Origin of the sequence: Paraburkholderia sp. JHI2823, from assembly GCF_038900695.1 — a bacterium.
Lineage (GTDB): Bacteria > Pseudomonadota > Gammaproteobacteria > Burkholderiales > Burkholderiaceae > Paraburkholderia > Paraburkholderia mimosarum.
In genome coordinates, this window is the sequence record NZ_JAYMRY010000063.1 from 1 (window position 1) to 24,331 (window position 24,331).

The 24,331-nt window shown below is 61.5% G+C and carries 22 protein-coding genes and 1 pseudogene; all 23 read right to left on the bottom strand.

What is annotated here, in order from left to right; genetic code table 11:
* Positions 1–159: 159 nt before the first annotated feature.
* Positions 160–513 carry a Rieske (2Fe-2S) protein gene (locus tag VSR34_RS35310; RefSeq protein WP_081723531.1) on the bottom strand — a complete coding sequence of 118 codons (354 nt, stop codon included), beginning with the start codon at positions 511–513 and terminating at the stop codon, positions 160–162.
* Between the two features lie 3 nt (positions 514–516).
* Positions 517–828, bottom strand: coding sequence for a YciI family protein (locus tag VSR34_RS35315; protein ID WP_028215321.1), 312 nt, complete (start codon positions 826–828; stop codon positions 517–519).
* A gap of 3 nt (positions 829–831) precedes the next feature.
* Positions 832–1,704: an intradiol ring-cleavage dioxygenase gene (locus tag VSR34_RS35320; protein WP_342964882.1), complete on the bottom strand. Its 873-nt coding sequence runs from the start codon at positions 1,702–1,704 to the stop codon at positions 832–834.
* Between the two features lie 28 nt (positions 1,705–1,732).
* Positions 1,733–2,800 carry a maleylacetate reductase gene (locus VSR34_RS35325; RefSeq protein WP_028232199.1) on the bottom strand — a complete coding sequence of 356 codons (1,068 nt, stop codon included), beginning with the start codon at positions 2,798–2,800 and terminating at the stop codon, positions 1,733–1,735.
* A 7-nt stretch (positions 2,801–2,807) separates the two neighbouring features.
* A complete protein-coding gene (locus tag VSR34_RS35330) occupies positions 2,808–4,274 on the bottom strand; it encodes an aldehyde dehydrogenase family protein (protein WP_342964883.1) in 1,467 nt (488 codons plus the stop codon).
* Positions 4,275–4,288: 14 nt separating this feature from the next.
* Entirely contained in the window at positions 4,289–5,326 is a 1,038-nt protein-coding gene (locus tag VSR34_RS35335; protein WP_342964884.1) for a hydroxyquinol 1,2-dioxygenase, read from the bottom strand.
* A gap of 39 nt (positions 5,327–5,365) precedes the next feature.
* Positions 5,366–5,860: a hydroxyquinol 1,2-dioxygenase gene (locus tag VSR34_RS35340; RefSeq protein WP_342964885.1), complete on the bottom strand. Its 495-nt coding sequence runs from the start codon at positions 5,858–5,860 to the stop codon at positions 5,366–5,368.
* A 124-nt stretch (positions 5,861–5,984) separates the two neighbouring features.
* Complete coding sequence (locus VSR34_RS35345; RefSeq protein WP_342964886.1) at positions 5,985–6,914, bottom strand: LysR substrate-binding domain-containing protein; 930 nt, start codon at positions 6,912–6,914, stop codon at positions 5,985–5,987.
* A gap of 306 nt (positions 6,915–7,220) precedes the next feature.
* On the bottom strand, positions 7,221–8,474 hold the full coding sequence (locus tag VSR34_RS35350) for an MFS transporter (protein WP_342964893.1): 1,254 nt from the start codon (positions 8,472–8,474) through the stop codon (positions 7,221–7,223).
* Between the two features lie 478 nt (positions 8,475–8,952).
* Positions 8,953–9,129: a hypothetical protein gene (locus tag VSR34_RS35355; RefSeq protein ID WP_167334438.1), complete on the bottom strand. Its 177-nt coding sequence runs from the start codon at positions 9,127–9,129 to the stop codon at positions 8,953–8,955.
* A gap of 28 nt (positions 9,130–9,157) precedes the next feature.
* Positions 9,158–10,467 (bottom strand): annotated as a pseudogene (locus VSR34_RS35360) (DUF3422 domain-containing protein).
* 347 nt (positions 10,468–10,814) lie between these two features.
* Positions 10,815–13,100, bottom strand: a complete 2,286-nt coding sequence (locus tag VSR34_RS35365; protein WP_342964887.1) for an NADP-dependent malic enzyme — start codon at positions 13,098–13,100, stop codon at positions 10,815–10,817.
* Positions 13,101–13,183: 83 nt separating this feature from the next.
* Positions 13,184–13,450: a hypothetical protein gene (locus VSR34_RS35370; RefSeq protein WP_042293337.1), complete on the bottom strand. Its 267-nt coding sequence runs from the start codon at positions 13,448–13,450 to the stop codon at positions 13,184–13,186.
* A gap of 122 nt (positions 13,451–13,572) precedes the next feature.
* On the bottom strand, positions 13,573–13,770 hold the full coding sequence (locus tag VSR34_RS35375; RefSeq protein ID WP_081716356.1) for a hypothetical protein: 198 nt from the start codon (positions 13,768–13,770) through the stop codon (positions 13,573–13,575).
* 133 nt (positions 13,771–13,903) lie between these two features.
* Positions 13,904–14,647: an acetoacetyl-CoA reductase gene (phbB, locus tag VSR34_RS35380; protein ID WP_081716355.1), complete on the bottom strand. Its 744-nt coding sequence runs from the start codon at positions 14,645–14,647 to the stop codon at positions 13,904–13,906.
* A gap of 293 nt (positions 14,648–14,940) precedes the next feature.
* The gene (locus VSR34_RS35385) at positions 14,941–16,122 is read right to left on the bottom strand and encodes an acetyl-CoA C-acetyltransferase (RefSeq protein WP_176072231.1); all 1,182 of its coding nucleotides are present in this window, start codon (positions 16,120–16,122) and stop codon (positions 14,941–14,943) included.
* A 440-nt stretch (positions 16,123–16,562) separates the two neighbouring features.
* Complete coding sequence (locus VSR34_RS35390; protein ID WP_342964888.1) at positions 16,563–17,060, bottom strand: hypothetical protein; 498 nt, start codon at positions 17,058–17,060, stop codon at positions 16,563–16,565.
* Between the two features lie 329 nt (positions 17,061–17,389).
* Complete coding sequence (locus VSR34_RS35395) at positions 17,390–18,193, bottom strand: enoyl-CoA hydratase-related protein (RefSeq protein ID WP_342964889.1); 804 nt, start codon at positions 18,191–18,193, stop codon at positions 17,390–17,392.
* A gap of 38 nt (positions 18,194–18,231) precedes the next feature.
* Positions 18,232–19,554: a phenylacetate--CoA ligase PaaK gene (paaK, locus tag VSR34_RS35400; RefSeq protein WP_028232854.1), complete on the bottom strand. Its 1,323-nt coding sequence runs from the start codon at positions 19,552–19,554 to the stop codon at positions 18,232–18,234.
* A gap of 31 nt (positions 19,555–19,585) precedes the next feature.
* The gene (locus VSR34_RS35405) at positions 19,586–21,136 is read right to left on the bottom strand and encodes a 3-hydroxyacyl-CoA dehydrogenase (protein ID WP_342964890.1); all 1,551 of its coding nucleotides are present in this window, start codon (positions 21,134–21,136) and stop codon (positions 19,586–19,588) included.
* A 13-nt stretch (positions 21,137–21,149) separates the two neighbouring features.
* Positions 21,150–22,352, bottom strand: coding sequence for a 3-oxoadipyl-CoA thiolase (gene pcaF / locus VSR34_RS35410; RefSeq protein WP_028215382.1), 1,203 nt, complete (start codon positions 22,350–22,352; stop codon positions 21,150–21,152).
* Between the two features lie 65 nt (positions 22,353–22,417).
* Complete coding sequence (gene paaN / locus VSR34_RS35415; RefSeq protein ID WP_342964891.1) at positions 22,418–24,109, bottom strand: phenylacetic acid degradation protein PaaN; 1,692 nt, start codon at positions 24,107–24,109, stop codon at positions 22,418–22,420.
* A gap of 37 nt (positions 24,110–24,146) precedes the next feature.
* Positions 24,147–24,331, bottom strand: a 185-nt coding sequence (locus VSR34_RS35420) for a 2Fe-2S iron-sulfur cluster-binding protein (protein ID WP_342964892.1), incomplete at its 5' end; no start/stop codon positions are given.

A 24,331-nucleotide genomic window follows, 5' to 3' on the forward strand; every position in this document is an offset into this window, starting at 1 on the left:
CTGCTCCAGACGCTATCCTTCAACACGGAATGGAGATTAAACCCGGGAAAGACGGAAGCAAATCTCGCAAAAAACCGGACATTTCTATTGAGCCGGAGACCGGACATCTGTATCTGGCCATGACATCTGATGTAGGGGCTACGTCCTAATGTCGTGACTTTAGTGCCAGTCGTTCTCGGCAGCGCGAGCGAAGACGACCCACGCCTCCGGGTCAACTTCTACTGGAACCGCATCAAGGGACGCCCCTTTACAGGGTCCGTCGATGCACTTTCCATCGTCGAACCGGAACAGCGCACTATGGTGTGCGCACATCAGCACCTGTGACCGATAGCAAGAAACGCTTCCCGGCACAAAGTCCAGGGATACGGAAAAATGAGGGCAACGATTGACGTATGCCCAGACGTTGTCGCCACGCCGGACAACGACGATGGGGCGCCCCGCTGATGCTTCGTCGAGAACGCGGGCACCACCGTCCGGCACTTCGGCGAGACGACACAACTGGCGTACGCTCATCGCTCAAACCCGTTGTTCAGGATTGCCGAGGCTCCAGTCCCACGGCCGGACCTCGACCCGCGAGAACAGCCCTTCTTTCATGTACGGGTCCTCTCCAACGAACCGCATCACCGCGTCGATGTCGTCCGCTTCTACGACGAGAAGCGTGCCGTTCATCGCATTGCATAAAGGTGCCAGCGTGGGCCCGCCCAGACGTACGAAGACGCCGTGCTGGGACGCGCTGCGCAAATAAGTCCGATGGCTCGGACGCACGCGCTCGCGGACCTCACGCATGCCCGGCTTGTCGGTGGCGAAGACTGCGAAATAGCGACGCATTGTTCAGCTCCGGTCAAGCACGAAGTCGTAGTTCGCCTCTCGATACGGGCCATCCCGATTGAAACGACGGGCGAGTTCATCGCCGGCCGGCCGCTCACGGTAGGCAACCAACAGCGACGGCTTGACGCCGAAAACCGCATCCGATTCGAGGTACTTGTCGTCCTTGTCGAACAGATGGGTCACGAGCGTTCGGTGCCCAGGCGCCTCGATCATGAAATGCAGATGCGCAGGCCGCCACGGATGCCGACCGGTTGCATTGAGCATCCTGCCGACCGGACCGTCAGTTGGTATGGGATAGCTGACGGGCAGAATCGTTGTGATTGCGTAGCGACCTTCGGCATCCGTGCGGTAGCGGCCACGCAGGTTGCCATGCGGCTGCCCCGTGTCCTGGCCGGAGTACATGCCGTTCTCTGCCGTCTGCCAGACGTCGAGCACCGCGTTCACAATCGGAGTGCCATCGGTGGTGCGCACCTGACCACGGACGATAACCGGCGTGCCAGGGGTGAAGGCCATGTTCTCGCCATAGGCACGCTCGGGCATGCCCTTGATGTAGAACGGGCCGAATACGGTCGTATCCGTTGCTCCGGTCGCGAACCGGTGATTTATCGCATCGACGAGCATGGAGACGCCCAGCGTGTCCGAGAGCAGGATGAATTCCTGACGCACGACGTCGTCGCACATCTTCCCCGTCTCGGTGAGAAAGCGGATTGCGGACATCCATTCGGCCTCCGTCGGCTCCGTTTCCCGGACAAAGGCATGAATATGTCGCACGAGGCTCTGCATCAAGGTGCGCAGGCGCGCGTCCGGTGTGCTGGCAAAGCTGGCGACAACCTGCTCGGTCAGCCGCGCATCGCCATCGTCATGTTCTGTAGTCACGTCTGTCTCCTTTCATGTTTCCAGCTGCTCAATGCGGTACGCGCCCTTCCCACGCGTCCTGCAGCAACTCACGAATCGCCGCGCGCTCGATCGGCCGCGGATTCGCATAGGGGTTCTTGCAGGCAATATCGGTTGCTTCGTCGAGACCGTCCTGCGGCATGCCGATGTCTGCGAGCGCCGCAGAGATCCCGAGCTTGCCGTTCAGTTCGAACAGCAGCGGACCGGCCTGGGCGGCTTCGCTGCCACCCAGTGCACGTGCGACCCGGCACAGTGCCTCGGGCGCGGCAGCGTGGTTGTAATGCGCAGTATGGGGCAGCATCGCCGCATGCGTCTGCGCGTGCGGCAGATTGAACGTGCCGCCAAGGGTATGGCACAGCTTGTGGTGTATCGCCATGCTGACCGCGCCGAGACACGTCCCTGCGAGCCAGGCACCGTACAGCGCCCGGCTACGCATTTCGCGGTCGTCCGGCGCACTCACAATGACCGGCAACGCTTCGCCGAGCGCGCGGATGGACTCCTCTGCCATCAGGCTGATGACGGGATTCGCGTCCTCGGCATAGAGCGCTTCGACGGCGTGCGCCAGAGCGTTGACGCCAGACGCTGCGGAGATACCCGCCGGGAGCGAAAGCGTCAGCGACGGGTCATAGATGACGGTGCGCGGCAACACTCGCGCATCGCGGCCCGTGCGCTTCAGACGGCCTTCCGTGAGGCCAAAAATCGGCGTCATTTCGGAACCGGCGTAGGTCGTTGGCACCGCGAGAATGGGCAGGGACGACTCGAGTGCAATCGCCTTGCCCAGACCGATGGTGGACCCGCCGCCAATGGCGATGCAGCAGTCCGCGTCAAGCTCGCGCGCCGTCTCGCGCGCCGCTCGGGCGACCTCCACCGGGACGTGCATGACAGCCTCGGCGCAGACGCCGGCGGCGCGCTCGCCGAGTACATCCTTCGCCTGGTCCGCGAGATGACGCTGCTCGGGCGTCGACAGGATCAGTGCCCGCCGGGCACCGAGTTTCGTCAACTCGTCCGGCAGCTTTGCGATCGCCCCCCATTCGAAAACTACGCGCGAAGGGGTTCCCTGATAAACAAAGCGCTCCATGGCAACCTCAGCGTTTGAAGTGCGGCGGAACGTTACCGTCGACGTTGACCCACACCGAACGCGCTTCGGTGTAGTCGTGCATTGCTTCGAAGCCCATTTCGCGGCCGTACCCCGACTTCCCGACACCGCCGAACGGGCTGCCGGGATTCACGCGCTTGTAGCAGTTAATCCAGCACATACCGGCGTTGATTTGCGCGGCGGTCTTGTGCGCGCGCGAAAGGTCACGGGTCCACAGGCCGCTGCCGAGACCATATTCGGTCGCGTTCGCGATGGCCAGCGCTTGTTCATCGCTGCCGAAGCGCAGCACCGTGACAAACGGTCCGAAAACCTCTTCCTGTGCGATACGGTCCGACGCGCGCTTCGTCTCGATGACCGTCGGGCGCACGTAATAGCCATTGGCCAGCGCGCTATCCTGCGGTGCGCTACCGCCGGTGAGGACGCGTCCGCCCTCCTCGCGCGCCACATCGACGAAAGTAAGCACGCGGTCCAGATGCTGCTTCGAGGTCAGCGGACCCATTTCGGTATTCGGGTCGAGCGGGTGGCCGACGCGGATGGATGACGCGAGCGAAACGAAACGCTCGAGGAACTCGTCCGCGATGCGTTCGTGCAGGACAAGGCGCGAACCTGCGATACATGCCTGCCCCTGATTGTGGAAGATGGCCCACGCCGCGCCGTTGATCGCAGCGTCGAGGTCGGCGTCATCGAACACGATATTCGCGCCCTTGCCGCCGAGTTCCAGTTGCACGCGCTTCAGGTTGCCCTGCGACGCTTCGACAATGCGGCGGCCAGTCGCCGTCGAACCCGTGAATGCGATTTTCCCAACGCCGGGATGTTCAGCAAGCCGCTGACCGGCGGTATGGCCGTAGCCCGGGACGATATTCACCACACCTGCGGGGAAGCCGACTTCCGCCATGAGTTCGACGATGCGCAGCGTCGAGAGCGGTGTGATTTCCGACGGCTTCAGCACCACCGTGTTGCCCGCTGCGAGCGCCGGCCCCATCTTCCAGCTCGTGAACATCAGCGGGAAGTTCCAGGGAACAATCTGGCCCACGACGCCGATAGGCGCGCGCTGCACGTAGTTCAGGAACCCCGTTTCTACGGGAATCACGGAGCCCTGCAGCTTGTCCGCCATGCCACCGAAGTAGCGGAAGCACGCGGCGGTGCGCGGCACGTCGAGCGAGCGCGAATCGCGAATCGGATGGCCCGTATCGAGGGATTCCAGCTGTGCCAGCTCCTCGGCGTTCGCTTCGATGGCATCGGCGAGGCGCAGCAGAAGGCGGCCGCGTTCTGCTGCAGGCATCGCCGACCATTTCGGAAACGCGCGGGTGGCGGCTTCGACAGCGAGGTCGACATCTGCGGCGGTCGCTGCGGCGATTTTCGTGATGAGCGAGCCGTCGTGCGGGTTGAGCACGTCGATGGTGCCGCGGTCAACGGCGTCAACGAAACGCCCGTCAATGAAGAGTTGGGTTTGCATGAATCGTCCTCGATTTATTGCTGGCTCACTGCCTGGAACTCGATGGGATACGGAGCGAGTTCACCGCTCTCATAGCGCTGCGGCAGGTTCGGCGTGGCGTTTTCCCAGACCAGCAGCATCGAGCGTTTCGTCGAGTAGCCTTGATGGCGGATGTCGGCGGGCATCGCACAGATGTCGCCTGCACGCATGGTGATTCGGGCACGCGGCGCGCCGGTGTTCTTGTCGCCGATATCCCAGACGATTTCATCGGAGAGCTGCAGGAACCACTCGACACGGTCGTTGCCGTGGAACACCGGCAGGATGAATTCTTCGGTCGTTGGGCAGAACAGGCTCAGGCCGCACACCGACGTCACCGATGGATTCCACGTCACATCCGAACGGGAAAGGTATTTGAAGAGGTTGAACGCATGAAGCTCGCCTTCGAATCCGGGTTCGGCATGCACTTCCGGCTCGTCCTGAATGACGTCCGCGAATGCGCGATTGACCGGGAGGTCGTCGCGCAGCGGCGAGTCGCCTTCGAGACCCGGCATACGGCGCGTAGCGATGCGCTTGCGTTCGATTGCCGCGCCATTCTCGCCATGCTTGCGGCCGAATGCCGTGCCGGTTTCTTCCGGCGCCGCGAACGGGTCGAAGCCTTCGTTCGTCCAGTCGTGCAGCATGGCCTTGAACGTTGCCATGATGGTCGGCGTTTCGAACGCCTCGGTGTAGTCGACGCCCGCTTCCTTCAGAATGCCGTTGAACGTGCCTGCGTACACATCGACCTTGCCGTAGTGATTGCGCGTGCCGAACACGTGGTCGAAGTTCACCCAGCCGTAGAAGAAGCCCCATGCGACGTCGCGCATCATCGCGCGCAGGAAAGCGTCTGCGGGCACAGCATGCGTGCGCGTCTGCCCCTTTGCGGGCCAGCTGATTTTCACGAAATACTCGTCGCGCTGGAACTCGAATTCACCGAGCTTGAAGCGGCGGTAGCCGGTGACGGCGTCGGGCTCCGTGGAACGCACCGTGTCTGCTGCAAAATCTGCGGGATGGTCGAGGGTATCGAGGGCGGCCATAGCTTGTCTCCTGGTATTCGAATGTCGGCTGTCGAGCGGTCAGTGCAGGCAGATGTCGGCCCACTTCTCCACGGACAGCTCACCGAGAATGGTCTGCACGAGAGCGACGCCCGGCTTGCTTGCGACAAAGCGGTATGCGCAGCCTGCGGGGAGAAGCGCCTGGTGTCCCTTGCGCAGAACCACGTGGCCCATCTTGCGACCGGCAGGTTGCGCTCCGGCGCTTACGGTGCCACGCCCGGACTTCGGCGGATCGTCGAGCTTGATGAATTCGATCTGGACTTCGCCATCCATCTGGATGGTGAATTCGTCGTGAGCACAGGCGAACCACGGCGATACACCTTCGGTCCGGAGCACTTCGATGATGTATTCGAGATTCTTGCCGACGACGACCTTTTCGTAGGGCGCCGACCTGGAGGCCACCTCGAAGATATTCGAGAAGGCGTAGTGACGAGCGCTGCCGCTCGTGATTTCAATGTCGCCTTTTTTGTAGCTATCGAGCGAGCCAAAGACGGTATGGAATGCCGTGTCGGTCATTGCTGTCTCCTGTGTTGAACTGCTTGTCGGGATCAACTCTAGGGGCAATGGCGGGTAGCAACAACCTGCCGGACAGCGACTACGGCATTTGCGATTCGCGAATAATCCCACGTGAATTAGCTGATTACCGAATCCAGCCGCGCTCGAGCAAAGGCACATCCCATGACGGCTCGCTGCCGATATATTCCGCAAGGAACTCAACGAGCGCCTTCACCTTCAATGCCTGACGCTGCGTTGCGGGATAAACAGCGGCAAAGCTCAATGCCGAGAGGTCATAGTCCGTCAAGACAGGCACCAAAGTACCGTTCACCAGCGCTTCGCTTGCAACCAGGGTGGGCAAACAGACAATGCCCCCACCCATAAGCGCATAGTCCCGAAGCAGATGAACAGAATTCGAACGAATCATGCCCGGCAATTCCATCTCGACCACCTCGTCACCGTGCGTCATCGTCCAGCGATTTCGCGAGGGATATCCCGAGTAAAGCGCAGTTGTGTGCTGCAGCAGGTCGGCCGGATGTTGTGGTGCGCCGTGTTTATCGAGATACGACGGCGACGCACAAAAGAGACGGCGAACGGTAAATAACCGACGCTCGATGAGCGACTCGGAAATCGGCGGGAAAATCTGGAACGCGATATCGAAGCCTTCTTCAACCGGGTCGACAACGCGGTCGTTCACGATGATATCGAGCTGGATTCCCGGATAGCGCCGGTTGAACTCGGCCAGTGGCGCGCCGAAATGTCCAAGCGCAAACCCGGGGAGCATCTGGATGCGCAAGCGCCCTGTCGGCGTCGCGCGAAGCTCGCGCATCTGGTCAGTCAATTCATTGACGCGGCCCACGACCTCAGCACACTCGCGATAGAACGCCTCCCCGACCTCCGATAGCCGGACATGGCGCGTGCTACGGTGGAAGAGCGGCGCGTTGACGAACTTCTCGAGTTGCTGGATGCGGTTGGTCACCACGGAACTCGCCACACCAAGCTGTCTTGCCGCTTCGGCGAAGCTGCTCGCCTCCGCCACTCTCACGAATGCCTCGATGCTTAGAAACCGGTCCATGCGGCGCCTTTCCCCTCTGCAAAGTGCCAGTTTATATGGACCAGACTGCTCGCTGCGTCACGCAGAAGACGTCACACTGTCACCAGATTGATGTCAATCTCACATATAGGGCACGTTAGTGCGTGCGCCTTGTGGATTGCCCCTATTGCGTCTGCGCTGATTGCCTCGCGTCGCGACACCAGGCTCGACACAAGCGAAGGTTGGCCCGTGGCGAAGCATTCAGCATCCATCCGTTCAACAAGTGGGCCGACAACCGCGATACATCTGGGGCGGCGTAGAGAAACCGCCGCCGGCTTCGCATCTGAATTACCGCGGCTGCTCGCCTGCAGCGAGTTCCGGTCGCAGGACAGCACTGCGCTGCAGGACGGCCGGCGCGGTTTCCTTGAGAAGCAGGCTGACCACGATGCCGAGGACGACGGCGCACATCGGCAGCCAGAGGATGTTCTGGATACCGAAGTGAGCGGCGACGTATCCGCCCATCGCCGGCGCAATGCCGCCACCGAAGATTTCGCCCACGCCGACGACCGCGCCAATCGACGTCGAGACTAGCCCGATGGGTGCGGCTTCAGTCGCAACCGGTCCGGAGAGCAGCGAGACCAGGCCGAGCGTGAAGAACGACGCGACGAACAGCACAGCGAACAGTGCAAGCGGTTGAGGGCCCAGACCACGGAAAATGTAGAGCATCACAGCGGTTCCCGCGAAGCCCACGACGCTGGCCAAACGGCGGCCGACGAGGTCTGAGAGACCCGGCAATCCGAATTGACCCAGGAAGCCGCCAAAGCCGATCGCGGAGACAACCAGGCCCATTTTCTGGGTGTCGAGCGACAGGTAACCCGTGAGATACAGCGGCAGCAGCGCGCCAAGAACGAACACGCCGGTCATTGCGCAGCACAGCGCAAGCATGGCAACGAGGATGTTCCTGCTCTTGAGCACATGACCCAGCGACGCTGGCGTGTGCTCCGAAGCGACTTCCTTCACCACCTTCGGCTCTCGGATGACGAAGAACATGATCGCTCCGAGGATCAGGCCGGGAATGGCGACGAGACCGAACACCCAGCGCCACGTGACAAAGCTGAGCAGTTGCGTTGCGATGATGGGCGACAGCGCCAAACCGAACAGCGCGAAACCACTTTGCTGCAGGCCGAGATTCAGCCCGCGGCGGCGCGGATGCGATGCGTCTGCCGTTGCAGCGAAGCTCGTTGGGCAGAACGAGCCCTCAGCGACACCCATTAGACCGCGAATGGCGATGAGGCTGAAGAGCCCACCTGCGAGACCGGAGAAACCGGAAAGCAGCGAAAACGCGATGATTGCGGGAATGAGAACTTTCCGGCGGCCCACCTTGTCCGAGATGCCGCCCATCAGGGCAGCGAAGATGCCCCACGAGAGGCCGAGCACTCCGATGCAGTTGCCGACGTCCTGAGCAGTCAGGTTGAGGTCCTTCATGATTGAAGGGAACAGCGGTGCGATGAGCCAGCGGTCCAGACCGACCAGCCCGAAGCCCAGGGCCAGCAGCGTTACCGCCTTCCATTCGTAGGAGGTATCCCACTCGTTTGCTTTCATTTCCGTCTCCGTAACCATTGGCTCGTTGCGCGTGCGCGCGGAGCGCAACGCCAAGGCCGATGCCGATGTTTTCTTGCGTGCGAACTCAATCGCGAGGTGTAGTCGACCGTCTTTTTCAGTGCGAGACGCCCTGCGACTACCCGGCCGACGGCACAAAGATAGGTGCAAGGCTCACTATTGCGGTATGGAAGAACCAGCGAACGCGATATTCGCGAAACGCGAATAATCGGCGCCTTTAAGCGAAAGGCGTTCTCTGGAAAGCACAGTGCGACGAAAGCTGGGACGAAATGGACACGGGATCAGCGTGCCCAGGGGAATCCCTCGTAGACATTGCAGAGGGGGCGCAGCGGTACGCTCATCGGTGAAAATACGTGCGCCAACATTTGAATCCCGCTGCGCAACGCGGGACGGAATGCCAATGCGACCAACCCGCGCTTCGTTCGGGGATCAAACGGGTGGCGAAGGCGATCGAACCGTGTCAGTTGTAGCCCAGGATCGCCGCTGTTTCGACATCGTGTCGATCGAGCGGGTTGCCGGCTAGCAAGACAGTCGGCGGCAGCAGTAAAGAACGGTACGGCAGCGCGAAGGTCGCGCTCGCCTGATTGCCGTTGCGCTGCTTGGTTTCCTGCGCGTGGGTGCTATCGGGGTGGCTCATTGATGCTCCTGCTGGTTGGTGAGTCATTTCAGATGGGTTGCTTCGACGGATGAATGTCGTTTATGTCAGTGCCTGTGCTTCGCTTCAATAACCGGCTTCGGGTGCGTTTCGTGATGACGATCACCGCCAGGACCACGGGCCCTATCGCCAGACCTTCGGCGAGTTCCGGCTGGATCGGCAGACTGAGCACGTGTAGCGCCTTGAAGGCAGCCGCTACCAGCGAAAGCACGTAGTAGGAGATCGCTGCAACGGAGAGACCCTCGACGGCATGCTGCAAATGGAGTTGATTCCGGGCGGTGCGTTCCATGCCGCCGACAGGCGGGTGACATCCCTTTCCTGCGTGAGATTGACTCGCGTGCGCAACAGATCGACCGCACGCGCAATACGGGCCGCGAGTACCTCGTGGCGTGCCCAGACGCTGCGACAGGTTTCCATCGCAGGTGCAAAGCGGCGTTCCATAAACTCCTGGATCGTGGGCATGCCCTCAATACGTTCTTCACGCAACTCGTGAATTCTCGCCAGAACCAGTTTCTCGTAAGCGTGTGATGCGCTAAAGCGCGAGCTCGAGCCCGCCAATGATTCGACGCGAACCGCAAGGTGCGTGAGTTTGACAAGTAGTTTCGAGTCATCGCCTTCCGCTCCCTCTGCGTCCATGCCCTGCATGAGCGCCTGAAGCGAAATATGAATTTCGTCCAGTTCGCGGCTCATCCGGCGTGCGACCGGCAGTGCCAGAAGCGCCATCATCCGGTACGTTTCAATTTCGTATAGCCGCTGCAACAGTCGGCCGCCCTGCTCCTCGCGAAAGCCGTCATCGAGGACGAGAAAGCGCGTGAAGCCATCGGGTCGCACGCACCAGTCGCAAAACGCCTGGCCCCCGCCGAGCACATCGCTTCCGACGAGAATCGGTCCATCGATCCAGTGGCGTACCGCGCCACGTGCCACACGCGCTGCTTCACCCGTGAGCAGTTCCATGCGTGACGCGACGAGCCGGCTGCCGGCGAGTTGCGCAAACCAGTTCGCAGGAATGCCCTGAATGGCGATGTCATCGAATAATGCTTTGTCGCGGCGGGGGCTGACGAACGTAAACGTGGAGAACTCGGCATGGCGCTCCCACTTGAGCTGCCATCCGCTCGGTGATTGAAAGGAATAGTGGGTCGCGCCTTCTGCCGGAACCGGGATTTTCGTGTCCCTGCACAACGTCTGCAATAGCGCGTCGTGTAACCACGGCTTGTGCTCGGTGAAGACCGCATAGTGAATGAGCGAAACGGATTCGGCCAGCTTTAGAAACGGCCGGGCGTGCAGTTCTGCAGCCAGGGCGGCGCGTAACGGATGGTCCAGGTATTCCGGGGTCGTCGTTTTCACGATGCTATTCACGCAGTGAGAGCGATGCTTCGATAACGAGGCAGGCAAGAAACTATGGCGGAAGTGCAGCAACAAGCAAAGCTCGTAGTTTTGATCGATATCTTCAGTTTTTCTGATGGATAGAGACAGCGCACGTGAAGATCGATACACGTGACAAGTGCGATCGGCAAACCGTCATTCGAACTGCGCTGCACGATGCGGCTTTCAATTGGAGGGTTGTGGGCCTGCGCGATCGCGTGAGGCGCCCTCGGCTAACCTGTTAGCAGAACATGTGTTGACGATCTGCGCGCTGCGCCGGCGTGCGGCGCAGCGCCAACGCTGGCTCAGCGCGCGGCAGCCTTCGCAACTGCCGCGTTCGCCGAAGCCACCGCCGTCATGTTGATGATGCGTCGCACCGTCGCCGCAGGCGTGAGGATGTGCACCGGCTTCGACGCGCCCAGCAGGAATGGGCCGACCGTCACGCCTTCGCCGCCAATCACCTTCAGCAGGTTGTACGCGATGTTGGCCGCTTCCACGTTCGGCATGATCAGCAGGTTCGCTTCGCCCGTGAGCGTCGTGCCCGGGAACGACTGCTTGCGGATCAGCTCGGAGAGCGCCGCGTCGCCATGCATTTCGCCGTCCACTTCCAGTTGCGGCGCACGCGCGGCGATCAGCTCGCGCGCGGCCTGCATGCGCTGCGACGTCGACGAACGCACGCTGCCGAAGTTCGACGAAGAAAGCAGCGCGACCTTCGGCGTGATGCCGAACTTTTCGATCTCGCGCGCGGCGAGGATCGTCATGTCGGCGAGCTGCTCGGCGCTCGGCACTTCGTTCACGTAGGTGTCGCTGATGAAGATGTTGCGCCCCGGCAGCATCAGCAGGTTCATCGCAGCATAGTTCTCGGCCTCCTTCGCGCCGCCGAACACCTGTTCGATGAACTTGAGGTGATAGTCGAAGCTGTTCAGCAGACCGCAGATCATGCCGTCGGCGTCGCCCAGATGCACGAGGGTCGCGCCGATCAGCGTGTTGAACTTGCGCATCGACGCCTTCGCGACCTCGGGCGTGATGCCCTGGCGCGCGCCGAGTTCGTGGTACGCCTGCCAGCCCTTCTGGAAACGCGGATCGTCTTCGGGATCGACGATCTCGAAGTCGGTGCCCGGACGCAGCTTCGAGCCCATCTTCTTCAGGCGCATTTCCACGACCGACGGACGGCCCACGATGATGGGCCTGGCGATCTTCTCGTTGAGCACGAACTGCGCGGCGCGCAGCACGCGCTCGTCCTCGCCCTCGGCGAACACGATGCGCGCGCACTTCGCCTTCGCCGCCGCGAACACCGGACGCATCACCATGCCCGAGCGGTAGACCGTCGCGCCAAGCTGCTCGCGGTAGGCTTCCATGTCCTGGATCGGGCGCGTGGCCACGCCCGAATCCATCGCGGCCTGCGCCACGGCCGGTGCGATCTTGATGATGAGGCGCGGATCGAACGGCTTCGGAATCAGGTACTCCGGGCCGAATTCGAGCGTGTGGCCTTCATAGGCCTTCGCGACTTCGTCGCCCTGGTCGGTTTCCTCGGCCAGCTCCGCGATCGCGCGCACGCATGCGAGCTTCATCTCTTCCGTGATGGTCGTCGCGCCCACGTCCAGCGCGCCACGGAAGATGAACGGGAAGCACAGCACGTTGTTGACCTGGTTCGGATAATCCGAACGGCCCGTGGCGATGATCGCGTCCGGGCGCACCTTCTTCGCTTCTTCGGGGCGGATTTCCGGCTCGGGGTTGGCGAGTGCGAGGATCAACGGCCTGTCGCCCATCTCCTTGACCATCTCGGGCTTGAGCACGCCGGCGCTGGAGCAGCCGAGGAACACGTCGGCGGCCTTGATCGCATCGCCGAGCGTGCGCGCATCGGTGTTGGCAGCGTAGCGCGCCTTCGACGGATCGAGATTGCCGCGGCCTTCGTAGATCACGCCCTTCGAGTCGGCAACGAGGATGTTCTCCTTCTTGAGACCGAGCTTCACGAGCAGGTCGAGACACGCGATCGCTGCCGCGCCCGCGCCCGAACACACTAGCTTCACGCTGCCCAGATCCTTGCCCACGACCTTCAGGCCGTTGAGGATCGCCGCCGACGCGATGATCGCCGTGCCGTGCTGGTCGTCGTGGAAGACCGGGATCTTCATGCGCTCGCGCAGCTTCTGCTCGATATAGAAGCACTCGGGCGCCTTGATGTCCTCGAGGTTGATGCCGCCGAGCGTCGGTTCGAGCATGGCGATGGCGTCGACGAGCTTGTCCGGGTCCAGTTCGTCGAGCTCGATGTCGAACACGTCGATGCCGGCGAACTTCTTGAACAGGCAGCCCTTGCCTTCCATCACCGGCTTCGCTGCGAGCGGGCCGATATTGCCGAGGCCGAGCACGGCCGTGCCATTCGTCACGACGCCGACGAGGTTGGCGCGCGAGGTGTATTTCTGCGCATCGAGCGGGTCTGCGTGGATCGCCTCGCAAGCGGCTGCAACGCCGGGCGAGTAGGCAAGCGAAAGATCGACCTGGTTCGAGAGCGGTTTGGTCGGCGTGACCGAGATCTTGCCGGGCTTCGGATTCTGGTGATACGCGAGCGCGCTTTGCTTCAGTTGTTCGTCCATGGATACCTGCTTACTTGATAAGTTGTCCTGCCATCCTGTGGCATGAATCTATTCGGCTGCGTCACGGATTGGTGCGAAGGCATTCAAATCAACGTGGCCTTCGTCACCCACGTCATTGCGCCCAGCCTGTCCACCATCGCGCCCAGCGCGGCGGACGGAGCGCGAACGAATGAAATGGTGATATCCGCATAGCCGTCAACCTGTTCCGTCGAGATCTTCACGTTCCCGATCTCCCTGGCAAACGGCATCAGCACCTGCCAGAGTGCGGCGACCCTCAGCGAGTGCGTCGCTGCGCGAACGTTGAGTTGCGGCTGACTGAAGGCCAGCGGCTCCGGAGCATGATGTGTCATCGTGTAGCGTTTAAAAGATCATTAACTGTGTGCGCGACGATTCAATGCCGGTTGATCCGTCGAGCGATGCAATGGTCGTCGAGCTTCGAGGCACGTCGCCCGTTGGACCGATTCGGTTCCCTTCAGCGTAACGGTGCATCGCGCAAAGCGTTAGCGGCAATGCTCGCGCCGGATTCTGCGTGGTCCGTAGCGTGCTGCCTGAGGTTGCCCAGTAGCCGCGCCCGACGTCGTTCGCGCCTGTAGTGAGCGATCGCCGCGGGTAAAGCAACGGCGAGTGTCGATACGCCGATCGCGAGACCGATCCATGTTTCTTCGCCCATGCCATTCCCCATGATGAAGCACCATGGCGATTTCCCGCTGCCACGAAGACGGGAATACGCGTAGTGGTGAAGCGAGCAAAACACCGAAAAATGCGGCCTGGCTTCCGTGAGTGGCCTCCAGCGCCGCCGGTCCTTATTGCATGTGCTGGCCGCCGTTAATGGCAATATTCGCGCCGGTCACGAAACCGGCTTCCTCGGAGCACAGGTAGGCCACGAGGCCTGCCACCTCCTCCGGCTTGCCGAGGCGGCCAGCCGGAATCTGCGGCAGGATCTTCGTGTCGAGGATTTCCTGTGGGATCGCGGTCACCATCTTCGTGGCCAGATAACCCGGTGAAATGGTGTTCACGGTCACGCCCTTGCGCGCCACTTCCAGCGCCAGCGATTTCGTGAAGCCGTGCATGCCGGCCTTCGCCGCCGCATAGTTGGTTTGACCGACCGAACCCTTCGAGCCGTTCACCGACGAAATATTGATGATGCGGCCCCACCCCCGCTCGACCATGCCGTCGCACAGCGGCTTCGAGATATTGAAGATCGAGTCGAGATTGGTGCGCAGCACGGCGTCCCAGTTGACCTTGTCGAGCTTGCGGAACGTCATGTCGCGCGTGATCCCCGCGTTGTTCACGAGAATATCGACAGGCCCGATCTCGCTCTGGATCTTTGCCGCGCCGCGCTGGCACGAATCGTAATCGGCTACGTCCATGCCATATGCATGAAACTCGCGGTCCGTTTCTTTCATCCGGGCGAGCCAGTCCTTCGCCCCCGCGTTATCCGGCGAATGCGTCACGACGACGCGATAGCCCGCATCGTGAAGCTTCACGCTGATGGCCTCGCCAAGGCCCCCCATACCGCCCGTTACCAATGCAATACGATTAGTCATCCTATATACCTGCGAGAGTTCTATGTAAAAGAGTCTGTGGCGGCGGCATCGCCTGCGTAGATTGACGCCACATTCGCCGTTGTCCTGCTTCCTCTTTCCACCCAAGACGAAGGCAAGACTGAGACCGCGCGGCTTCTAGTCAGCTTTTAATATTGCGCGTGGTTGCTGCTACTGACGGCTCGCCGTTGCTTGCGCACGGCGAGCCGCTTACTACCCGGTTACTGCTCTGCTTGCTGCCTCGAAAAGAGGATCGAGCAGAGTCAATCGGCTATCAATCGGCTATGAAGCGCCTGTCAAGCGCGCTCGAGCGCGAGCGCCACGCCCATGCCGCCGCCGATGCACAGCGAGGCCAGACCGCGCTTCGCGTCGCGGCGCTGCATTTCGTGCAGCAGCGTCACGAGAATGCGGCAGCCCGACGCGCCGATCGGGTGACCGATCGCAATCGCCCCGCCGTTCACGTTGATCTTCGACGTGTCCCAGCCCATCTGCTTGTTCACCGCGAGCGCCTGCGCCGCGAACGCCTCGTTGATCTCCATCAGATCAAGATCGTTCACCGTCCAGCCCGCGCGCTCCAGACAGCGCGTCGACGCCGGCACCGGGCCCATGCCCATCACCTTCGGGTCCACCCCGCCGCTCGCGTACGCCTTGATGCGCGCGAGCGGCGTGAGCCCCAGCGCCTCGGCCTTCTTCGCCGACATCACCACGACCGCCGCCGCGCCGTCGTTGATGCCCGAGGCGTTGGCCGCCGTCACCGTGCCTTCCTTCGAGAACGCGGGCTTCAGCCCCGCGAGCGAGTCGGCCGTCACACCGTGGCGCACGAACTCGTCGGTGGCGAACTGCAGCGGCTCGCCCTTGCGCTGCGGAATCGCCACCGGCACGATCTCGGCGTCGAAGCGCCCCGCCTTCTGCGCGGCTTCGGCCTTGTTCTGCGAGAGCGCCGCGAAGGCATCCTGCTCTTCGCGCGTGATGCCGTATTCCTTCGCGACGTTTTCCGCCGTCACGCCCATGTGGTACTGGTTGTAGACGTCCCACAGGCCGTCCACGATCATGCTGTCGATGAGCTTCGCGTCGCCCATGCGGAACCCGTCACGCGAGCCCGGCAGCACGTGCGGCGCCGCGCTCATGTTCTCCTGGCCGCCGGCCACCACGATCTCCGAGTCGCCCGCGATGACCGCGTTGGCCGCGAGCATCACCGCCTTCAGGCCCGAGCCGCACACCTTGTTGATCGTCATCGCGGGAACCGCCGTGGGCAGGCCCGCCTTGATCGACGCCTGGCGCGCCGCGTTCTGGCCCGAACCGGCCGTGAGCACCTGGCCCATGATCACGTCGCTCACCTGCCCGGGGCTCACGCCCGCGCGCTCGAGCGCCGCCTTGATGACGATCGCGCCCAGGTCGGGCGCCGCCACCTTCGCCAGCGAACCGCCGAATTTGCCTACCGCCGTGCGTGCGGCCGAAACGATCACAATGTCAGTCATTTCACAGTCCTAAAGTTACTGTTACTCGTTAAAGTCTTTTCATCGCTGCGCCACAGCCCTGCGGCACCGGATGCTGGCCGTCCACGGCGTCTTGAGTCTGTTCGATCTACGCGCGCTGCATGAGGTAGCGCCCCGACGGCTTCGATCACCAGGCGGGCGATCCTGCGTTCGCACGAAGCATCTGCAAGTTTGCCGTGATGCTGCGAGATGCCCGATAGCAGGCCGCGAAGAGCCCGGGCAGCGGGTTGGCTTTCCACGCCTCGGAGCAAAAAGCGGCGATCGGCAAGTTCGGTTCCGGTTGCTCTGACGATAAAGCCGCTATCGGACCGGCTCACCGGCTCCCACGTCTGCAGAAAGTAGCGGCTTGCCGGCGCCATGGCGATGGCGGGCGAGCTATATCAGTGGGGCGGAGCGGCACAGGGCCTGGTTTCGCTACCCGATTACCGTTGCCGGGTAACCGCCTCTTGTGTGGCCCTTTGCGGAACCGCAGCGCTGGCAGCGTCGATATCGTCCTGCGCTGCGACCGGTGACCGCGTTCTGCGCGTGCGCAGCGTATCCGCGGCTGTCGAGAACGTCGATTTGCCCCCCTCACCAGGCGCTCCCGAATCTGCCGGTGCGCTACTGAAAACGCCGGCCGACGATTCCTGGACACGCTTGTTGATCCGCTCGTATTGCACCTGGGCGACCTTTGCGCATTCGGTCTGGGTTCTGGTGGCAATCTCGAATAGCTGACGGCTATACGACGCGACCATTTCTTCAGTCTGTTGCGCCGCGCCCCGCTGCCAATTCGCCGGTCCCGCCAATGCTGCCCGTGCAACCTGCACATTGAGCACCGCTGCCGAGTGCAACCCATCGACTGCCGGCTTCATCAGAGCGAAAATCGCTTGAAAACCGGACTTGCAATTGTCTACATACTCTTCAGGTTCTGGTACGGTCATGTGTTCTACAATGATTAGCAATACGAACGACCGTAATAAAGCGGCTTCGCTGCAAATTAAAACGTAAGCGGCTCGGTGATGTAATTCAGGACTAGCCGCCTAATTAGAGAGTTCATTCTAAAGCACAGATTTGACAATTTGACGCACTCTGGATCGGGGAAAACCCCTGGTTCATGCGTTTTGAGTCGATTTTTGCGGGCTGAGTCACGAACGTTCGATCTGTTTGGCGCTGAGAGCGTGCAAGCGATTTCGGCTCTTTTCCAGGCACTCGGCAATGCCCGGCAGGTTCATCGGAACCGACCCGGCATTCGTCCAGCTTGAATGTTCGTTTAACCTGCTTTCGCCAACCAGGCCGGAGGACGCTTTTCAAAAAAGGCGGCAAAGCCCTCCTTCGCTTCCTCCGTCGCCCGAACTCGTGCGATTGTCCGGGCTGCAAGATCGTGAAATGTGGCCGAGAGCGGGTAGTCACCCACCCGTTCGAAAAACGCCTTGATTTCACGGAGCGCTTCCGGCCCGTTTGCCGTGAGCTCAGAAATCGTCTTGTCGATGGCCGAGTCGAGATCCTCTATCGCGACTGCCTGATGGACCAGGCCGATCGTGACCGCTTCGTGTGCGGCAAGCTGGGTCGCCGTCAACGCCAGCCGCCGTGCCTGGCGCTGCCCGACCGCCTCGACAAGATACGGTCCAATCACGGCGGGCAGGATGCCGAAGCGGGCTTCGCTGACCGAGAAGCGCGCATTGTCACTTGAAATGACGATATCGTTGGCTGCGCACAGACCGACTCCGCCGCCGAACGCATGCCCATGAACCCGCGCAACGGTCGGCTTGGCACAACCCCGAATGGCTTGCATCATGTCCGCGAACCGCCTGGCATCGCGGAGGTTTTCCTGCGCGGCGTTGCGACTCGCGCGCTGCATCCATTGCAAGTCGGCCCCTGCACAGAACGCGCGGCCGCTCGACCGAAGCAATACGACTCGAGCGTCCGGCGCGGACGAAAGGCTGGTATAGGCCTCAGTCAGCTCTGCGATCATGGTTTCGTCGAACGCGTTCAACACCGATTCGCGCGCAAGCGAGACGGTCGCTATACCTTTTTCATCGATGTGAACACTGATCGTCTTGAAGTGCTGATTCATTTTTATACGGTTTCCTGAGGAGTTTGGCAGGCTGTGGGTCAATCCGCCTTTCGCAAATCAATCACCCGCTTCGCCTTGCCCGTTACCGACGTTGCGATCTCCCCTGCATTGGTCACCGTCACAGCCGTCGTAATACCGATGATCGTCTTGACGCGGTGTTGCAGTTCCTTTGCCAACTGCTGCCGGTCAGAATCCGTCAGTTCGGCGCAAATCTCACTGCGCGCCTCAACGGCCACCGCCAAGGAATCCATGTGTCCCTGCCGCGACACGGTCAGTTGGTACTGGCCACTCAGACGGGGGATTGCCAGCACAAGCTCCTCAATCTGGCTCGGAAAGACATTCACGCCTCGAATGATCAGCATGTCGTCCGAGCGCCCCGAGATCTTCGCAAGCCTGCGCATTGAACGGGACGTGGGCGGCAGCAGCCTGGTCAGGTCCCGGGTGCGATACCGGATCATGGGCATGGCCTCTTTCGACAACGAAGTAAAGACCAGCTCGCCTTCGCTGCCATCGGGCAAGACTTCACCCGTCTCCGGGTTGATGATTTCCGGGTAGAAGTGGTCCTCCCAGATGGTCGGGCCGTCCTTGCTTTCAATGCACTCGGAAGCAACGCCCGGCCCCATCATCTCGGACAGACCATAGATGTCGATTGCCTGGATGCCGGCTCGCGCCTCGATCTCAGCGCGCAGGCCTTGCGACCACGGTTCCGCGCCAAAGATGCCGACCTGCAGCGACGACTGGGCGGGGTCCATGCCCTGTCGTGCCATTTCGTCGATCAGGTTCAGCATGTATGACGGCGTGACCATGATGATCGACGGCTCGAAATCGCGAATCAGCTGGACCTGCTTTTCCGTCTGCCCGCCCGAGACCGGCACTACCGTGCAACCGAGGCGTTCCGCGCCGTAGTGGATCCCAAGCCCGCCAGTAAACAGCCCGTATCCGAACGCGTTGTGCAACGTGTCGCCGGGTCTGCCGCCCGCCGCCCGAATCGAGCGGGCAGTGACATTGGCCCAGGTGTCTATGTCGCCAGCGGTATAGCCCACCACTGTAGGTTTTCCCGTTGTCCCGCTCGACGCGTGAATTCGCACAACCTTGTTCTTCGGAACGGCAAAGAGGCCGAACGGATAGTTGTCGCGCAGGTCCTTCTTGGACGTTGTCGGGAACTTCGCGAGGTCGGAGAGCGCCTTCAGGTCGTCAGGATGCACGCCTGCGGCGTCGAACGCCTGGCGGTAGTGCGCAACGTTTTCATATGCATGCCGAACCGACCATTGGAGGCGCTTGAGTTGCAGCGCCGAAAGCTCGTCACGGCTTGCCGTTTCGATCGGTTCGAGTTCGCCCGGTTGAGGAATTGGTTGAACCACAGTTGTCTCCAGAAATGACAGTTCGAAACGTTCACGCAACAGCGACTTGCGCGTTGCTGTAAATCGGCAGCCCACCCCAGCGGTGTGCGGACAGCAGCGGCGAGATCCTGTAGCGTTCTTCGCCATAATGTTCCGCGAGATTCGTCAGAACACGATGGAAGAGTTCCACACCGGCTTCATCGGCCCATTTGAGCGGCCCGACCGGATAGTTGACGCCTTTCTCCATGGCGAGGTCGAGATCCTGTGCTGAACATACGCCTTGATTGACCGCATCTGCCGCTTCGTTCGCAAGCATCGCGACCGTGCGCATCACCGCGAGTCCCGCAATATCTTTCATCGGAACCACCTCGTAGTTGCAGCGCTGAAGAGCACCGACAACAGCCTGATAGGCCCGTTCGTTACAGCGCATCGAACGACTCACCGCGACCATCTTTGTCGAGAAGTAGTCTCGAGCGAAGTCGACGAGGACCACACTGTCTCTTCCGATGTCCGCTGCGCGCCTGGTCGCCGTATGGCCATCAGTCTGCATCAGCACAGCGCCATCGATTTCAGCAATCACGCCTGCCTCGGTCGAGCGCTCGTGGGACATCGGCAACCCGGCGGCGAGCAACCGATCCTGCAAGCGGGCACCCGGTGCCGACGGCGGCCCGAGCCGGATCGTCGCGGGTTCGTTCGCAGGTGGCTCAATGTACGCGCGGGCTTTGACGGCATCTGACGAGTAGTCGAAAAAGCCTTTGCCGCTCTTGCGGCCGAGAAATCCGCCATCCACCAACTCGCGTTGCACGATAGACGGGGTGAACCTGCGATCACCAAACATGGCCTGAAACACCGATTCGGTCACCGCAAAATTGACATCATGCCCAATGAGGTCCATCAGTTCGAACGGGCCCATGCGGAACTGACCGGCCTCGCGCATGACCGCATCAATCGAAGCGGCATCGGCAGCCTGCTCGACCAGCACACGCAGACCTTCCGCGTAGAAGGGGCGCGCGACGCGGTTGACGATGAAGCCCGGCGTGCTCTTGGCATGTACAGGCACTTTCCCCCAGCTGGCAGCCGTCGCGTAGACCTGGTCCGCGACTCGCTTGAGCGTGGCCAGCCCGCTCACCACTTCGACGAGCGCCATCAGGGGTGCCGGATTGAAGAAGTGCATGCCCACCACACGCTCGGGCTTTCGGAGCGCGGCGCCAATCGCCGTGATGGATATCGACGAGGTATTCGTCGCGAGGATGCAGGTGTCGCTCACGCAGCGCTCGAGCTCGGCGAATACCCTTTGCTTGATTTCAAGCTTTTCCGCGATGGCTTCAACGACCAGACCGACCTCCCGGAAACCCGACAGGTCGGGCGCAGCCGACAGCCGGTCGATCGCGGCGTTCGCATCTGCCACGCCCAGTCGGCCCTTCTCGGCGAGCTTGCGCAAAGCCGCAGCGATGGAAACCAGTGCCTTGTCTACGGCAGCCGGATTCACGTCGTACACGATCACGCGATGCCCCGCCGTAGCGGCAATCTGTGCGATTCCGGCGCCCATGGCCCCTGCGCCGACGATGCCTACGGGCACCGATTTCGCCAATCCAACAGACATGTCTACGGCTCCCTCAAATTCGTTCGATGGCGATCGCAATACCCTGACCCACGCCAATACACATTGTGCAAAGAGCCAGGCGTCCATTACTGCGTTCAAGCTGGTACATCGCTGTCGTCACAAGCCGCGCACCGGAGGCTCCCAAGGGATGCCCCAATGCAATGGCACCACCGTTCGGGTTCACGCGCGGATCATCCTCGGCCAAGCCGAGTTGCCTGAGCACGGCAATCCCCTGAGAGGCGAAAGCCTCGTTCAACTCGATGACGTCGAACTGGTCGAGCTTGAGTCCCAAGCGTTTGAGAAGCTTGATGGACGCCGGTGCGGGTCCGATGCCCATGATTCGCGGTTCCACGCCAGCGGTCGCCATCCCCAGCACACGCGCCCGGGGCTTGAGGCCGTTCAACTTCGCCGCTTCCTCACTCGCGAGAATCAAGGCGCAGGCGCCGTCATTCACGCCCGATGCGTTGCCTGCGGTGACGCTACCGTCCGGACGTACGACACCCTTGAGTTTGGCCAGTGCGTCGAGCGACGTTTCACGCGGATGCTCGTCCTTGTCCACCACGATGGGATCCCCTTTGCGCTGCGCAATCTCGACGGGGACAATTTCCTGCGCCAGCGTACCGTCGGCCTGAGCGCGTGCGGCTCGCTGCTGGCTGCGCAGCGCGAAAGCATCCTGATCTTCGCGGCTTACCGAGAAGTCCATTGCGACGTTTTCGGCAGTCTCAGGCATCGAGTCGACGCCGTAACGCTCTTTCATCAGCCGATTGACGAAACGCCAACCAATGGTCGTATCGAAAATTTCTGCGGAACGTGAAAACGCGCCCGTCGCTTTCCCGGTCACGAATGGAGCGCGGGTCATGCTCTCAACGCCCCCCGCGAGGTACAACTCTCCGTCCCCTGCTCGAATGGCGCGAGCGGCACTGCCCACCGCGTCCATCCCTGAGCCGCAAAGCCGGTTGATCGTCGAGCCCGGAACGCCGATTGGCAGCCCGGCGAGCAACGCCGACATCCTCGCCACGTTCCGGTTGTCTTCGCCAGCCTGGTTCGCGCAGCCGTACAAAACGTCGGCGACCTGTTCCCAGTCGACAGCCGGATTGCGCGCCATCAGTGCGCGAAGGGGGACGGCGCCCAGGTCGTCTGCCCGCACGTCCTTCAGTACACCTCCATAACGTCCGAAAGGAGTGCGAACGGCATCACAAATAAATGCTTCTTTCATGGTTATTTCCAGTAATGTTAGTGAACGGTCAGTCTTCGGCGCCGCGCGCAACCTGCGTGGCCCAGTTAGCTATCTGCAGAATCGCGCGCTTGAACGTGACGCCGGCTTTGGACTACACGGAATCGATTGGCGACGAAGGCTGCGTCCGTCAGCGATGCGTTCGCAGCAGGGTTACCGCCGGTGGCATGAAAGTCGGAGAACGCGGCCGACTGGTTGACGAATACGCCGCCAGTCAGGTTGATGGACAGCGCCACCCTTCCCTCAACCGACGCCTCGATTGCGTTCTCGACCACGGCTTCGTCCGTGCTGTAGACAGAGAGCGTCAGGGCCCCCTTTGAGGCGGCCGCGTTTTCCGCAATCTCAAGCGACTGCTCCGTTGAATCCGTAGCGACGATGAACGAGATCGGGCCGAACCATTCCTTCAAATACTTTTGCTCGTCGCTGGCATCGAGCTTCGTGATGATGGGCGTCCGTACCACCGCCTCGGGGTAAGACGGATGGGAGATGGCGCGACTATCCAAAAGGACCTCGCCACAACCACGCGCACTTTCGATTCGCTCGAGGATCCCGGAGTTCTGGATGGCGCCGGTGAGTTCGACGGCCTTTGCAGGATCACCGAGCAGTTTTTCGACGGCCTGCTGGATGGCACCGGCGACTTCGTCAAAGGAGATGCGGCCATCGGCTGTCTGGATGCCGTCCTTCGGGACATAAATATTCTGAGGTGCCGTGCACATCTGCCCGGAGTACAAAGACAGTGAAAAGGCAATGTTACGCGCCGCACTTTTCATGTCCTCGACCGAGTCGATCACAATCTGATTGACGCCGGCCTTTTCCGTGTAGACCTGCGCCTGAAGCGCATGCTGCTCAATCCATTCACCGTTGGACGTGCTCCCGGTGAAATCAACAATCCTGATTTCCGGACGGACGACCAGCTTCTGCATGAACTCGCCATCGCCCGGGTCGGTCGCAAGCAACGTCACCACATTCGGGTCGAACCCAGCCTCGCCCAGTACCTCGCGCGCAACTCGAACCGTAATGGCGAGCGGCAAGATGGCAGCCGGATGTGGCTTGACGATTACCGCATTCCCCGTCGCGAGATCCGCGAAAAGCCCGGGGTAGCTGTTCCAGGTCGGGAACGTGCAGCAGCCAATCACGAGGCCGATACCGCGCGGCACAATCGTGAAGCGCTTCTCCATGGACAATGGAGGGTTCTTGCCCTGAGGCTTTTCCCAGTAGGCTGTCTCCGGGATATCCTTTAGCTCGTCCCAGGCGTAAGCAACCGCTTCGAGCGCGCGGTCTTGAGCGTGCGGGCCACCCGCCTGAAATGCCATCATGAACGCCTGCCCCGTTGTGTGCATCACGCTATGCGCGATCTCGAAGCTCCTTGTGTTCAGCCGGGTGAGAATTTCGAGACACACGCCTGCCCATGCGGCCGGGCCGGCCCGGCGCCAGGTTCCCTGCGCCAAACTCGCCGCCTGCAAGAGTACGTCAGCATTGGCTTTGGGATAGGTAACGGATAGCGGGAACCCAAACGGCGATGCCTCTTTGCCAACCTTGCCTTCTGTACCAGGCTGGTCAACATCGAAATGATTGTTCAACAACGCCTTGAAAGCCGCCTCACCTTCGCTCGCTGCATGCTCGCCATAGACGCGCGGACTCGGCATCTCATTGAACGGGGACCAATATCCACGTTCCCGGATTGCTTTCAGCGCCGTGGAAAGCGTCGCCTCATGCTTTGTAAAGAGGGGATGTGTCATGAAATTCACCTTGTAGGCACACTGCGAGGGCTGAGCGTCAAACTTCGTCGTAGCTGACAACGACACGCTCGCTCACCGGATGGCACTGGCAAGTCAGCACGAAGCCGTCTTTTACTTCCTGCTCTTCGAGCGTGTAGTTCTTGTCCATTTTCACCTCGCCTTCGAGCACCTTCGCGCGGCAGGTGCAGCACACGCCGCCCTTGCAGGCGTACGGCAGCGCGA